We start from the raw sequence: 14,388 nt of genomic DNA, 5'->3' as shown, positions 1-14,388 counted from the left end.
CTGCCTAACTTTGTGTTACGTACATTGTAAGTTCTTGGGTCAACCCAATAGCAATATGTACTATTTGAAAAGTTTTAAGGGAAAATAAATAAAAGATGGGGTTAACCCCATCTTTTTCCGAAAAATGAATATGTATAAATTTTTTCTCCTTGAACAAAGAAATCCTCGTATTTTCCCCCTCGTATTAAATAATTTGAAGTACTTTCATCAATCGATTGAAACTGTAAATTTTGGATTTCTTTCGTTACTTTTACAGATGTAAAATTCTCTCGGAGTCTAGGTGCAATGTGGCTATTTATACTAAATTTATTAAATAAAATAAATGAACTTAATAAATAACAATTGTGTTTAAAAAGGGAATTTAATTCGCGCAATAAGAACTCCTCATGTTCAAAACTATAATTACTTGTACCTGATTGATCGATTACAATATCAACAGAATTACTCTGAATAGGTATGTTTAGAAAGTCGGCACAGATAAATACAATATTTCTTTTCACATTTCTTCTCTCAATTACATCTTTTAAAAGTAAAAGTTTATTCAAATCTCAATCAACAGCAATATATAAACACTCTTCCGGTAGTTCTTCATAAATATTTCGTAAAAAGAACCCAATACCAGACCCTAAATCAAGTAGTATTTTTTCATTTAAATCTAGCTGCATTAGTTTTTTTTTCGCCCATTCTCCTCCTCTTTGAACATTTTCCAAAAAAGCAGTATCAGTTTCATGGATATAATCCGAAATAGAATCTTCAAGTGATGTCTTTTCATACGCTTTCAATGAGTTTCCAGCTGTTAAAACCCCTGAAATAATCGCGTATTCTTCACCACAATTACAAATTAACTTTCCCTCAATAATTTGATTCTTATTAATAATGCCATCCTCAAGAATTAAATTTCCGTTACACTTAACACATTTAAATAAATGAAGTACTTTTAAATCTACCCCTAAAATTGAACTCGAAATTTCAGTTTCTATAGATAAATTATGTAACGCTTCCTTTAATTTGTATTTTTGTTCCTCTAAAGTTTTTATTTCTTGTTCAATCTTTTCATATTTTACTTTAAATAAAGATTGATAAAAAATATGCTTTTCATAGTCTAAGGATTTCCCTAAATTTTTATAAAGAAACAGTTCTTTAATTTCATGCAAGCTAAACCCTAGCCATTTGTACTCTAATATAAGCTCTATATCCTTTTGACAATACTCGTCAAAAAAATAGTGTCTTCCTTTTTTCTCGGGAATAACGAGTCCGAGGTCCATATAATGTCTAATCGTATCTATACTTACATTATTTACTTCTGCAAACTTACTGATTTTCATCCTAATCACTACCATTTATATATTTGTTTATACATACTTCTTTATTATTTTAAAAAATCCTTTCATCTCCCTATACAAAATTATTTATACTATGCAAAAGATGTAATTAATTTTAAAGTTCCGCCACATACCCATTAAGCTAAGCTTATATAAGTTTAGCTACTCTTTTTTAATCTTGAATTAAAAAAAGAGTAGCAGGTAGTACGTTTATGTCTATATATCTAAAAAACTGTGAGTTCATGGATGAATTAAAAACTGCGGCGTAAGTACTACAGTTTCTTCCTTCTTCATTGAGTTGAAATATGTAAAGTTACGTACTTTAACTGTAGCGGACTTGTACTACGCGTTCATATCAATTTTATAGACGTTTAAGGATTTTGTTTTATCGGAAGTATTCTTGATATGGAATCGGGATTGTAAATATAGATGAACGTGATTCAAATCAAAAAAGGTACTCCTAGAAGTACCTTTTTTACTATTCTATATGTGCGAACGCTTTCAAAATTATTGGATATAAATTGATGTACGCATTGTATTAAATGGTGCATTTATAGATGTCTTTTGGTACTCAAAAGTTCCTTGTTGGTGTCCAGAAGCATCCCATTTATAATACCAGCCAACGATTGGTCTTCCGCCAATTATAGTGGAATCAATACTTTTTACATTAGAACCATTCATTTTAGCAAATGGATTTTGGCCATAGCCCATTTCTTTCGTTGTAATATATAAGTATTTCCCCCCGTGGTTACGCGATGTGCTGAAGCTGTTCTGATTAATTGTTTCTACCCCGCCTAGCTCAGACTCTACTTGTACGACGTTTAGTGAAGTAAGTGGTGCTGCTGGTCCGGCTGAAGCTTCTGTTGCCATTCCTAATCCGACGAACGCTGTGATTGCTAACGATGAAATCGCTAGTGCTGCTTTTTTAAACATAAAAAACATCCCCTTCCATCTATTGTTTTCTCTTTCATTTTCAATATAATCCTAATAACCTTATATGTAAATGGATTGTAGCTGTATAAATATTAGTGCGAATATTCTATTATATATTTCTACAATTCTATTACTCAATATGAATGATTTACAGTGTAAAACGAAATACACATTACAAATTGATTCTATTATTTTCATTATTAGCTAGCGTATAGCGAATTTAAACCCTATGAACCATTGTTGCTATTTTTTTAGTTCATAAACAGATGCCTATATTTCTTGTTACTATATAATAATGTTACACCAAACTGATATCAGTACACATAGAAACAATAAAAGAGAGCATATTTTAAAAGATTTATTAAAACATGCTCTCTTTTATTAATTTGAATGAATCTTTCAGTAAAAAAGTACATTGATTTGTATCCTTTATGTAACAAAAATAATCGTTTTAAAAATCTTGTTTTTATGCTTTTTTCTATTATTCTTAAAGATAATTTATTGAATATTCTTATTGTACTCTAATTGATTTTGAATTCCTGATCTATCAATTTGAATCCAATACTCTGAAATTTTCCCGTTTTCTATTCTATACACTGCACTTGCTATTTGAATTATAGGGAGGCCTGTAGGTTCATACCCATCTATTTCTCCTATGTGTGTACCTACTTGCTTCCAGCGTACATATACTTTACTATCTTGTACTAATAATTCTTGAATTTCTAATGAAAAGTTTCCATATATTCCTATCATCTCTCTTACATGCTCAGCATAATCTTTTGGCGATCTGTATACTGTTTGTTCCTCTTCAGATATAACTTGATGTGCCAATACTTTATCTGCCATATATCGATTTGAAAAATCCGGATTACTCCCTGAACGCACTTCTTTAAAGAAATTTCTAATAATTATTTCCGGTTTCATTAAACATCCCCCTTAAAAATAAATCCAATTCTAATATCACCTGAATATATCGGATAAGTGTTATAATTCTCATCCTCACTCTTTCTTAATAAACATGTCAAGTTTGTAGTGTTGACATTAAAAATTGTAAATTTGCTTAGGATTTGCTGAGCATTGATTTAAACATGCAATGTTTCATGTTTAAATCAATATATAATGATGTATAATAAATAAGAACTAATCAACATTTTTCGTTTAAGATAGTCTATCCATCTCTTACTACCTAATGACCTCAAATAAACGCTATTCAAGTCATGTTAAGAGGTACCAAAGACGCCCATATGGGCATCTTTGTTGTAAAAACACCTTATAGTATGTAAGGTGTTTTCTTATTTACTATATCTGGAATACCTCTATTTGAATAGTAAAATGTGGCTTAAATTTTACCTCGATTGTTTTGTTTTCTACACCGCCTTGAACATATAAGGAGTTACTACGAGTATAGATTCGTTTTGCCGATTTCATCTCGGCTTCAAAGATACATTTATTTTCATAAGACATATACAATGAAACAGTTTCCACGTAATTCTTGTTATGAACGAATATCGGAATTTTTGAAGGTTTCAATGAGGCTGGTGAAGCTATCACTGGCATGACCAGTCTTCATGCCGCGCCTGAAGACTTCCAAAACAGTTGCTGGCAAAGCGATGTCGATGCCGGCTTCTTGGGTAGTATGAACAACGTGTTCAACGCTCGCCAAGCCCATTGCGAGTCTGTCCACGTCACCAGGGTGCTCCCCCTCGTCGAGACGCGGGGTATAGAACTCTACGAATTTCGGCAGTGACGACATCATCGCCGAAGCGTATGGTAGGAATTGCTCCGCCGTAATGCCGTTTGCGTTAGCGATTGCAAGAGCATGTAGGTAACTCAGCATTGCTGTCCAGAATATATCCATCTGTATCTGATAGTATAGCATGGCTAATCCGGGGTCCTCGCCCCGGTAATCGGTACTTGTTAACACTTTCAAGGTCTCCCTGTGAGCCTCGAAGACCACTCGATCACCACTATAGTATGTGTAAGATTCCGACTTACCTATGCCTGACGGTGGAACTTGCACCCCTCCAGTAATATGCCAGGCTCCACGGTCTTCCAACCATTTAGCCGCCTTACGAGCTTTCTCCGGAGTATCCGAACTCAAGTTAACGAGCACCTTACCGAATAAGTTCTCAGAGACGGGTTCAAGAATAGAGTACATCACATTGTAATCTGTAAGGCTAAGGATTACCAACTCGTTAGCAGCTAACGCCTCGTTGACCGTGGACACCCTGATGGCTCCTTTTGCTACAAGCTGGTCTGCTTTACTTGAAGTCCGGTTCCACACGGTCAACGAGTACCCGTATTCCAGAAAAACGTCTGCCATCGCCTGACCCATCGGCCCTAACCCTATGACTGTTACTGATTTTTGGTTCCCAACCGCGTTTGTAGTTTCAGAACCATTTTTCTCATTTTGGCTATTACTTTTCAATGAAAAAACCCCTTTCAGATGAAATTAAGTAAATCATAAAGGATTACACTAGTGTCAATGTCAACACAAACAAAAATGGCCCCGGAGCAATTTATCATGCTCGGGACCATTTCTACATTAAACAGTTCTCTTTTTCCTAATCGTTAAAGCGATTTGCCTCTCCAGTAATCTCTTTAATCCATGAAGTGCTTCGATTTGATAATTCACATTACTTAGCTTTTTTTCATACGTTTCCAGCATCTCTTCGCAATATTGATATTCGTCAGGATTTGCCGCTTCGCTCTTGAACAATACTTTAATCTCATCTGCTGTTAATCCAAGCTTCAAGTATAACTGAATCGCTTTGACTCGTTCTATGGCCGATTCGTCGAAATCCCGGTAATCGTTCTCCAACCTATCGGCGTTTAGAAGTCCTTTATTGTCATAATGCCGGATGGATCGTATGCTGACATTGGTCAATCGTGCTAGTTCGCTTATTTTCACTCCTAACAAGCCTCCTTGCATGCTCATAATAAATTGATTATACAACGGCGATTTTCCATTATTATTTGCTCTAAATGAACTTGTAGTATTTGTAAAATACAGTTTTTCATAAAAGGAACTTAAAGAAACTCTAACATAACAAACAGTTCACAATGGAGTTTGTGAATTTTTCCCGAAAATATCCTTTATTTGTGATACAAATCCTGGTTCTAGATTTTGAACTACCCTCCATGATTTATATACACAGTTTATGGACATATTTCTAGCTAAAACGGACGAAAAACTCACCCATATGAGAATATTTTAGGTGTTGTTTACGAGTATACTGTATTAAGAGGGCAAAAAACTGTATAATTTTTAGAACTAGCCAGTGCTTATTTATCATGCACATTTATAAGAAAATACTCCTTTTTTAAATGCTTTTATTTTAGTAAACGAAAGCCTTTTTTAATTCTGTTCTTAAGTTAATGGCTATGTAAGGTGACCCCTATTATAAAAGTACGACATTAATACTTCTTTTGATTGATATAATGTATAATAGCGTCATATAAAAATTCAGCTAAGTCTTCATTACTAAATTGATTTATATAATTTTTAAATCGATTATCAAATTTATACGTATTTGCAATACATGTCAACATTTCAGAATCACATACAATAGATTGTTCGAGATAACTTTTCCACTCTACAATTAATTGCTGTACTTCATCGGAAGTAGGTGATTGATTAATATAGGAAGCAATTTTTTTAAACACCCTTTCCATTTTTTGTTCGAATTCGTGAAATAAGTCCGCTTTTTCACTAGGAGAGAGTTCTTTCAGTTTCTCCTCAAATTCTTTGTATTTTTCTGTTTCTCCATAGATGAATTTCGCTTCATGAGCATATTGTTCTTGTAATGGCAAAATAGATGAATTATTAAAAATATTTAAATTGTAGATATCCTTTCCTGATACATACTCATCCACCGCAGTAATAACTGTTTCTAAATGTTGTTTTTTTAACAATAAAGTTTGGTTATGCTTTTTTAATAATTGTAGCTGTTCTTCTCTTGTAAGTTTCAAAACTTCCGCAATTTCCTTTAGAGAAAAGTCCATTTCTTTAAAAAATAGTATCATTTGAAGTCTTGCTAAACTGTTCTTATCATAGAGTCGATAACCATTTTCCGTTAAGTAAATTGGCTTTAATAAATTTATTTTATCATAGTATTGTAAGGTTCTTTTTGTTATGCCTGTAATTTGCACAATATCTTTAACCGTTAAAAATTGTTTCTTCATCCCAAAATTCCTTTATTTCATCTAGTATTTGATTGGCAGGAGTTATTGTGGCTTCAAAGATATTTTTACCTGTTTTTTCTAAATAATATTTAATTAAATAGTATCCACAGGCATAACCAGCAGCATAAGGCATATCGACTGGTATATAGTTTTGAAGTTTTGCTAATTCATCACCATAAAGATACGGTGCAATTTTATCAAATCCTGTTAATTGTAATTGATCCTTGAGCACGGGTTTGATACGTCTATTAAGCATTTCCATAGTTGTTTTCGATACCCAAGGTCCGAGTAGATCTTCCCCAAAAATAGAAGTAGCAAAATTTTCTGCTAAACCTTCACTAACAATTAATTCACCTAAAGTAACAGTATGGTCCCACTGAATAAATTGATATCGAACATTATGATTACATTCATGTGCTAAAGCAGCTTTCATTCGAGGGATTGTGTATTCATTTGGCAAAAATGTACACAAAATATAACCAGGAATACCTCCATCACCACTATACCCTTCATTTAACATTAATGAAGGACTATTGGGATTCCCTAATAGAATCGTGAATACGTAATCAGATACACGAAGGTTCACATCATACTCTCTAAATAAATGAAGGCTTTTCCTAACAGCTTCTTTACACTCAGACCAAAAAGAATCTGACGAAATCAATTCTAGTTCTGGTGTAATCTCATTTGTAATCTGATTAGGAGAAATGCTCATTATATTATTCAATGTAATAACATCAAAACCATTTGGCTCCTCAGCTTTAAAAGGAACATATTGAATTTCCCATTTCCCCATAAACGGAGCCAACATTTCTTTCCTGTATAACTCAACCTTTTCCTCTTTTGGAGCTTGTAAAATTTTTCGGTATATTCTATCTGACCGTAATGATTTTATATTCATTTCTTTCACTCCTTATTTAATATAGTTAAAATTATGCACTATGACGTTGCGTTATAGTCAAGTGAGTTAACTAAAAATATAGCAAGAGAATGGGATTAGGTGTTTTTTTAATATTAATAGGACACTTTCATTTTTAATTACCTTGGCTTAGTTTGGATGTTAAACATATTTAAAAATATCTCCAAGCCGACTTTTAAACAACCTTATTGGGGTCCCATCACATGCCTATCAAGAATTGATTTTATGAAGATAAAAGAAAAGATTTTAGGTTCTGGTGCAAACCTTCAAAATATCTGCAGTACCTCCCCATACTTGGACATACTGATACTAGTACTCTAAAAAAAGACATGTTAAGTGTGGAAAAGCAAAATCTATTCAAGTGGAAACATTATCAACCTGATATTATTTTATTAACCATAAAATGGTGCCTAAGTACAGCCTCAGTTTTCGGGATTTAATCGAATGGTAGAAATTCATTTTGTTCATAAGCCTTATTCCATTAAATGGGGCCTTTAGTGGAGAAACTTTATTGCTACCCAGCAGTTCCTTAATTCGCCTTACAGTGCAGATCTTCTTTTCACTATAAAAACATCCTTTTAGATAAACTGATTCAAAGGGGCAAAACGTCGCGACTTTATTTCAAATTTAGATAAAACCTAATAATAAACCCTCCCTTGTACTAATGCTCATGGATAGATAAGCCGATACGACCGAAGTAATAATAAATAGCATCCAAAGGGGATTGTCTTGTATATGTTCAAAGCCTTCATGGATCAGATCTTATCCGAGAATGCAAAGTATACCTATAGTTTGTACAAAGAAAAGAATACGGATATTTTGTAGATTCCATAGTACAAGTCTTTCAATTACTGCTAGGTTAAGGGGAACCATCGATTTCTAAGCTCGCTGGAGATATGCCGGGATCCAATTTAATTTTAATTAAAGTAAAACCCGTGAATTATTCACGGGTTTTACTTTAATAACTAATTGCTATTGTACCTTGACCTGCATGAACCGCAAATGAAATTGGTAAAGGATATAATTTGAAATCCATTTCAGGAAATGCTTGTCTAATATCTGCAATCCATTCTTCAGCTCCAGCTTTATCGTTAGCATGGAACATGTGAAGTACTTTTGGTAATTCTTTTTCAAGTTCATTTTTAATATATTCTCGACATTTTTGGATTTTACGAACTTTCTTTTCAAGTAAAAGCTCTCCACCTTTTACTTCTAATATTAAGTTGACACTTAATAAACTTCCAAGTAAAAATTGAACTCCCTTTACACGTCCACTTGCATAAAGGCCTTTTAAACTTTTCGGGAATACGTGGAAAGGTCTTCTTTTTTCATCTACTAATGTTTTGTGTATATCTTGTAAAGTCATACCATCATTGTATAACGATTTCGCTTTTCTAATTAGTTCATCCATTGGATAACTTGTTGTTTCACTGTCCAATACCGTTAATGGAAAACCTGCCATTTCTGCAGCTAACTTCATATTTTGATAGGTTCCACTTACTTTTCCGCTAATAGCAACTGCAAATCCTTCTTCATATTCTTCTTTGCATTTTGTAAATAACTCTACCATTTCCCCAATATTAGGTTGTGAAGTAGTGACTGTTTTACCTTCGTTTAACGCATTATAAACACGTTCACGTACACCTTCTTCACAATCTTTGTACGAAATTCCATCAATAATAACTTCGATTGGGATAACAAAGTTATCTCCTTCTGTTTTAAAATTCGCAGTTGTACTATCAGTAATCCAAGCAACACGCTTCATGTTGTTCCTCCCTTAATTCAATTCCTCTTTTCTAATTTTTCTATATATTTATGTTATAAAAAGAGAATATCCCTGTAATAGTAACAGGACTTTATTGTTTTGGCTATAGTAGATGTATATTAAATGTGACTATTCCTTGTCTATTCCACAAATAAAAAAGAAAATCAAGGAATTTGCTCGATTTTCTTCTTATTCATATACTATTTAAAAGTTTCATTATCTAAAATTACAACATAATCATTCGTTAATCTTCCTGCCTCTTTTGTATAACTAACAAGCCTTTGTATATTATCACAGCAAATTTTCGCTCCCCATACGAGTAACGGTACGCCGATAAAGTCGATGTGGAACCTTCTAGAAAATAGACCACCAAAAGTCATTGGTAAAGGCACTGTTGGTGATGTATTAGAAAAAATAATTTTATCATGACTTTGATAATGTTTTTGCAAGATTTCTCCTAAATGCTTCATCGCAGGTACAACAACTTTTGATGCACCACATCCAATCGTATATACTGGATTACCATGTTCGTCTATGCCATGAAAAATAATTTTCCCCATATCTTCTGTTTTTAATTTATTAAAGTAATCTACATTCAAAATCTCTTCTTTCGTTAACTTCCGATCCGTTGGTAATTTATTTAAATGATACGCTGCAGCTAGTGAAGTTGTATGTGTGCCACCAAAATCTGTGTAAATGTATATCATATTATCATCCCTTGTTGTAAAAGTTCAATGTTATTTAGTATTACCGTTCGCAACAATGTTAAACAAAGGATGCATGTATTTACGCTTTTTGTATTAATTCATTATATTTTTTCAAAATATAATATCGTCTACTAATCACAGTACCTACTGTAATACATAAAAAGGCATTTGTTACAACCATTAATGTCTGGTGCGTACTACCCGAAAACATACTTTGTTTAATTATAATTTTTGCTCCTAAAATAACAAGAAGGATTATTGTACTTACCCAATTTCCTTTTCGTAGTACATGACCTGTTTCACTATCTACTCGAAATGTTAAAGCTCTTCCTCGTATAATTCCAAGACCTAAGCCGATTCCAAACATTACAACAAACAGTAGTCCTTGCAACAAAGTTATTTGTCCCATATGAATAATGGACTGGATTGTTACAAAGCACAACAAAGCCGGAATGAGCCAAATACGGTTTATTTTCACTTTTCGTTCTTTACTTTGCATCAAAACAATAATAAGAACAACAAGTAGAATATCCATTTAGAATCCTCCTATAAACTTGTTTATCTTTAAAAATTATATTCTCCGCTTTTCATTCCATACTTGAAATACGATAGCTACTTTCCAATTGTAAGATGGGGAATGTGATTCCTCATCAGCCTTAAGCATTATTTTTAAAAATAAAAAGACATATGAGTAAAAAATACATCTTCAATAATTTTATTAATATAATCATAACCTCGTTTGAATTTTTATTTATCAACTAATGTAACACCTTTAGAATTAGTTTTATCTAACACTCGAATGTTACATTTAGTAGCTATTTTTAAAAAGATTTTATAAATACAATATCCCAAAATAGAACCTAGAACGTTACAGATTACATCATCAATATCAATAACACGTGCCCATCCACTAAATAAAGACTCAATTAATTGTAGCAATTCAATACTAACTGATATAGCAAATCCTAATAAAATAGTATTTTTGAATTTCGTATATTTACCCCATAAGATTGGTGCTAAAAATCCTAAAGGCATTAATAATAAAATATTCCCGCCTACATTTCTTACAATTAGACCAATCATAAACAGGGCATCCCCATCATAAGCACTACCAATTTGATTGATATCTTTAATAATTGATGTAAATGGTATTATATTGACCGAGCGTTTCAGATTTTCAATATTAGAAGGAAAACCGATTGGTAAAGGGAATAAAGTTACTGCAGCAACCATACAAATGTAGACCACGAATAAAAAACTAATTATTTCATTCCACCAAATCACATGTTTTTTATTTTTGGTACCAATTAATATTCCACGTACAATTAAATAACAAATAACCGCTAAAATAATAAACAAACTACCGTTGATCATATACAAATTACTAACACATCCTTTCATATGAATTAACAATTAAAATTTACAACTATATAGTAATGTTTTTTAATTTAAAAATCCATATATTAATATGTAATTATGCAGAATTACAAGAACCCTTTATTTACCAAATAAAGGGTTCTTCATCAACTAAAATATTTTCAAAACAGAAACAGTCATGAACCCGTTTAAATTGTTTTCGTATCTCTTCTTTAATATCCACATAATTACTGAGCTCTTTCTATTTCTGTCATTAATTTTTCGGGTCCTGCCCCTTTATTCGATGGAATAACTAAAGTAATTCCTAATTCTGGATATACGGCCGAACGAAAACTGACGCCTGGATCATATCCCATTACATGATATTTGAATATTTTGTTTTCTCTTGTTTCAATCCATATTCCATAACCGTAAGACTGTTTATTATTTATTTGAATGTGAGGAGTTAAAAGTAACTTTGTATATTCCTTTCCTAAAATTTCATTATTAAATAGTGCCGCCCAAAATTTCAACATATCTGTTGCAGTAACATATGCACCTCCATCAGCACCTCCTTTTATTGGTATAGAGTAGGTGTTTGTTCTCCAATTTTGGTTAGTTTCATCCTTTATATATCCTAGTGCTGTATGTCTTGGTAATCTATCTAAAGAAAAATAGCCAGAATCATTCATACCAATTGGATTAAATATGTTCTTTTCTATATACTCCGTAAATTTAAGTCCCGTCTGTTCTTCTATTATTAATCCAAGTATGATAAAACCTGCATTGTTGTAGTGAAACTTACTTCCAGGTGTAAACATCATATTACTGTTTTGGAATAATGGTAAAAAGTCTTTTAAGCCCTTTAATAGATACATAGGTGTTTGTTTCCAAAGATTTTCGAAGTTATCCATAATACTTTCATCAAAATAATCTGGTATACCAGCGCTATGCGTTAGTAGTTGATGTATTGTAATATCTTCATCGAAGTTTGGAAATTTTATCTCTAGACAATCTTTTAATTTTGTATGAAAAGAAATAAAACCTTTTTCAACAAGTTGACAGATGCCAATTGCAGTGAAAATTTTACATCCTGAGGCAATGCCGAATCTTGTTTGTATCGTATTGTTGATACATTCACTTTGGTTTGCGTAACCCAATGCTTTTTCATAGATTAAGTCTTTTTCTTTTTTTACTAAAACTACCCCAGAGAAATCTATTTTCTTTTGTATTTCTTTTACAATTTTATTAATTTCATCTTTTGTTTTTATCACGACAACCACCCTTGTCTTTCGATATTGTTCTTTCCCCTTATTGATTTTTCCATATAAAGGGGAAAGAACCCTCTTATTGAATACGATAAATTGTTAATGAGAACACAAAGTTCATTTCGAATTTATCCCGCATTAACAGGCAGTAAGACCCCCACCTCAAAATTCAGTGGAAGCAAAGAAGTTAAGTGGGGGATCAACTGCCCGTAAAAGCCCGATTGGTGAGGGCTAATAATCAGCGGGGGATGAACAAAACCCCCCACTGATTAAAGTTTCACTTTATTGATTCAGTAGAATACAACTTAGATTGCGATGGGAATAAAGTAAACACACACAATACGATAGTGATAAATAACATTATTAATGACCCTACAATAACTACAAGTTGTATAGAAATGAACTGAGTCGCAACACCAGATAATATTGTAATAAAAATTGTTACTAACGCAATAATAAGCCCATATATACTCCCGATCCGTCCCATCATATGAACAGGGATGTTATTTTGGTAAAATGTATAAAATCCTGTATTTGCATATGCCATCGAAAAAGATAAAATAAAGAATCCAATAGCAGCTATTAAAAATACATTTGAAAAAGCATAAATTAAATAACCAATTGAGATGAATAATGATCCTATTCCAATTAGAAATGAAGGTGCTAATTTCTTTGACAAGATTGTATTTGTTATGGCACCTAATATATAGCCTGCACCAGCTATACTAACTAGAAAACCGTATTCACTATCTGTTAGTAGTAATACCTCTTTCGCAAACGATAGTTCAAGTGAATCAGTAGCAGTTGCTACTATGAACATACTTTGAAATAAGAAATACACACATACGACATACACATGTTTTCTACTAAAATTTATAACAGTGCTCCAATCTTCTTTTAATACTGTAAGGGATAATGTATTACTAGTTGTATCCGAATCTTTTTTCTTATCAAGGTTGGGTAAAAGTAATGTAATTAATCCTGATAAGAGAAATGCTATAGCATTCATATATATAGCAAATTCTGGTGTACCCGCAATTAATAATCCTCCCGCTACTGCTGGTCCAATTAGTGATGCACCAGATCCTATTAAACTACGTAGTGAGTTGAAACGTTGTCTTCGCTCTACTGGAATTAATTTCGTCATATACGTCATAGCAGTTGGCTCATAAATTGCACTGGCCATACTTATAAAGAATACGAATACATAAACAATCCAAAGTGACGGAAGAAAAGGTAAAATAGCGATCAATAACGCACGATATATATCGAGGTGAATCATTAACTTCCGTTTATTTAAACGATCAATCATACTCCCAGACCAAGCGTTTGTAAATAAAGTGGCTAATGGTTTTATTACATATAAAGTAGCAACAGCTAAAGCTGAGCCGCCCATATTATAGACAAGTACATTCAGTGCTATTAAGTAAACCCATGCCCCTAAATTCGCAATACCAACTCCGGACAATAGTAGTAAAGGATATTTCCAATCTTTAAGTAAGTTTTTCATTTTTGGCCCCCGCTTTCCAAATTGTTTTACAACAATAAAAAAATCCCACCCCCAAGACTTTTAATCTTAGGGACGAGATTTATCATCGCGGTGCCACCCTAGTTTGTTAATATGTCACCATACTAACCTTATCAGGTACTGCATTCTAATTCATGCTTATACCATAGCTCTATAACGGGAGCTCCCGTCACACCACCCCCTTCATAACAGGTTCCGGTGTACTGCTCAGAGGCTTGATTCAATAAAGAATTTTTACTCCTTTTCAGCTAAATGGAGCTCTCTGTGAAAAATTCATTTTATTTACTATTCTCTTCACTGCATTTGGTTTTTTCCATATTATCACAATTGATTTTAACTGTAAATAAAAAATAATCAGATATTTAACAATGTACTACTGTTAATTTGTTTATTTATTATTTTTTC

12 protein-coding genes, 3 pseudogenes and 1 other annotated feature are annotated in these 14,388 nt (G+C 32.6%); of the genes and pseudogenes, 1 reads left to right on the top strand and 14 read right to left on the bottom strand.

Going from position 1 to position 14,388, the window contains the following annotated elements; translation table 11 throughout:
* Positions 1–101 precede the first annotated feature (101 nt).
* From C4S65_RS12025 to C4S65_RS11990, 8 genes and pseudogenes are all read right to left on the bottom strand, one after another.
* Positions 102–1,325: pseudogene (locus C4S65_RS12025) on the bottom strand (MerR family transcriptional regulator).
* A 504-nt stretch (positions 1,326–1,829) separates the two neighbouring features.
* Positions 1,830–2,255, bottom strand: coding sequence for a DUF4879 domain-containing protein (locus C4S65_RS12020; protein ID WP_086406237.1), 426 nt, complete (start codon positions 2,253–2,255; stop codon positions 1,830–1,832).
* A 498-nt stretch (positions 2,256–2,753) separates the two neighbouring features.
* The gene (locus tag C4S65_RS12015; RefSeq protein WP_000801679.1) at positions 2,754–3,179 is read right to left on the bottom strand and encodes an ester cyclase; all 426 of its coding nucleotides are present in this window, start codon (positions 3,177–3,179) and stop codon (positions 2,754–2,756) included.
* Positions 3,180–3,554: 375 nt separating this feature from the next.
* Positions 3,555–3,737 (bottom strand): annotated as a pseudogene (locus tag C4S65_RS35680) (hypothetical protein); the annotation flags it as partial.
* Positions 3,738–3,750: 13 nt separating this feature from the next.
* Positions 3,751–4,683: an NAD(P)-binding domain-containing protein gene (locus C4S65_RS12005; protein ID WP_086406236.1), complete on the bottom strand. Its 933-nt coding sequence runs from the start codon at positions 4,681–4,683 to the stop codon at positions 3,751–3,753.
* 117 nt (positions 4,684–4,800) lie between these two features.
* Positions 4,801–5,166: a MerR family transcriptional regulator gene (locus C4S65_RS12000; protein ID WP_000703056.1), complete on the bottom strand. Its 366-nt coding sequence runs from the start codon at positions 5,164–5,166 to the stop codon at positions 4,801–4,803.
* Positions 5,167–5,672: 506 nt separating this feature from the next.
* Positions 5,673–6,440 carry a MerR family transcriptional regulator gene (locus tag C4S65_RS11995; RefSeq protein WP_086406235.1) on the bottom strand — a complete coding sequence of 256 codons (768 nt, stop codon included), beginning with the start codon at positions 6,438–6,440 and terminating at the stop codon, positions 5,673–5,675.
* Positions 6,415–7,341, bottom strand: coding sequence for a DUF2268 domain-containing protein (locus tag C4S65_RS11990; protein WP_001022649.1), 927 nt, complete (start codon positions 7,339–7,341; stop codon positions 6,415–6,417). The genes C4S65_RS11995 and C4S65_RS11990 overlap by 26 nt, the downstream gene beginning before the upstream one ends.
* A 356-nt stretch (positions 7,342–7,697) precedes the next feature.
* Here C4S65_RS11990 and C4S65_RS11985 point away from each other — a divergent pair.
* Positions 7,698–7,804: pseudogene (locus C4S65_RS11985) on the top strand (IS6 family transposase); the annotation flags it as partial.
* A gap of 513 nt (positions 7,805–8,317) precedes the next feature.
* Here C4S65_RS11985 and C4S65_RS11975 read toward each other — a convergent pair.
* The 6 genes from C4S65_RS11975 to C4S65_RS11950 form a co-directional block, all read right to left on the bottom strand.
* Positions 8,318–9,124 (bottom strand): DegV family protein, encoded by an 807-nt coding sequence (locus tag C4S65_RS11975; RefSeq protein ID WP_086406234.1) that lies wholly within the window; start codon positions 9,122–9,124, stop codon positions 8,318–8,320.
* Positions 9,125–9,324: 200 nt separating this feature from the next.
* Positions 9,325–9,831, bottom strand: coding sequence for a DUF3189 family protein (locus C4S65_RS11970; protein ID WP_000639422.1), 507 nt, complete (start codon positions 9,829–9,831; stop codon positions 9,325–9,327).
* A gap of 79 nt (positions 9,832–9,910) precedes the next feature.
* A complete protein-coding gene (locus C4S65_RS11965; protein ID WP_086406233.1) occupies positions 9,911–10,366 on the bottom strand; it encodes a DUF1453 family protein in 456 nt (151 codons plus the stop codon).
* A 212-nt stretch (positions 10,367–10,578) separates the two neighbouring features.
* A complete protein-coding gene (locus C4S65_RS11960) occupies positions 10,579–11,211 on the bottom strand; it encodes a VanZ family protein (protein ID WP_140337741.1) in 633 nt (210 codons plus the stop codon).
* A 224-nt stretch (positions 11,212–11,435) separates the two neighbouring features.
* Entirely contained in the window at positions 11,436–12,461 is a 1,026-nt protein-coding gene (locus C4S65_RS11955) for a serine hydrolase (RefSeq protein ID WP_103945239.1), read from the bottom strand.
* A 271-nt stretch (positions 12,462–12,732) separates the two neighbouring features.
* The gene (locus C4S65_RS11950) at positions 12,733–13,965 is read right to left on the bottom strand and encodes an MFS transporter (protein ID WP_103945238.1); all 1,233 of its coding nucleotides are present in this window, start codon (positions 13,963–13,965) and stop codon (positions 12,733–12,735) included.
* Positions 13,966–14,030: 65 nt separating this feature from the next.
* Positions 14,031–14,290: a binding site (T-box leader), on the bottom strand.
* Between the last annotated feature and the right edge of the window lie 98 nt (positions 14,291–14,388).

Source organism: Bacillus sp. ok061 (assembly GCF_900108285.1).
GTDB lineage: Bacteria > Bacillota > Bacilli > Bacillales > Bacillaceae_G > Bacillus_A > Bacillus_A thuringiensis_S.
The sequence above is the reverse complement of the archived record's forward strand: the minus strand, read 5'-3'. Positions and strand labels throughout refer to the sequence as shown.

Excerpts from the sequence above, each read along its gene's own strand:
- C4S65_RS11965 (WP_086406233.1), bottom strand. The coding sequence starts at position 10,366 with ATGGATATTCTACTTGTTGTTCTTATTATTGTTTTGATGCAAAGTAAA.
- C4S65_RS11995 (WP_086406235.1), bottom strand. The coding sequence starts at position 6,440 with ATGAAGAAACAATTTTTAACGGTTAAAGATATTGTGCAAATTACAGGC.
- C4S65_RS11950 (WP_103945238.1), bottom strand. The coding sequence starts at position 13,965 with ATGAAAAACTTACTTAAAGATTGGAAATATCCTTTACTACTATTGTCC.
- C4S65_RS11975 (WP_086406234.1), bottom strand. The coding sequence starts at position 9,124 with ATGAAGCGTGTTGCTTGGATTACTGATAGTACAACTGCGAATTTTAAA.
- C4S65_RS11970 (WP_000639422.1), bottom strand. The coding sequence starts at position 9,831 with ATGATATACATTTACACAGATTTTGGTGGCACACATACAACTTCACTA.
- C4S65_RS12015 (WP_000801679.1), bottom strand. The coding sequence starts at position 3,179 with ATGAAACCGGAAATAATTATTAGAAATTTCTTTAAAGAAGTGCGTTCA.
- C4S65_RS12020 (WP_086406237.1), bottom strand. The coding sequence starts at position 2,255 with ATGTTTAAAAAAGCAGCACTAGCGATTTCATCGTTAGCAATCACAGCG.
- C4S65_RS11990 (WP_001022649.1), bottom strand. The coding sequence starts at position 7,341 with ATGAATATAAAATCATTACGGTCAGATAGAATATACCGAAAAATTTTA.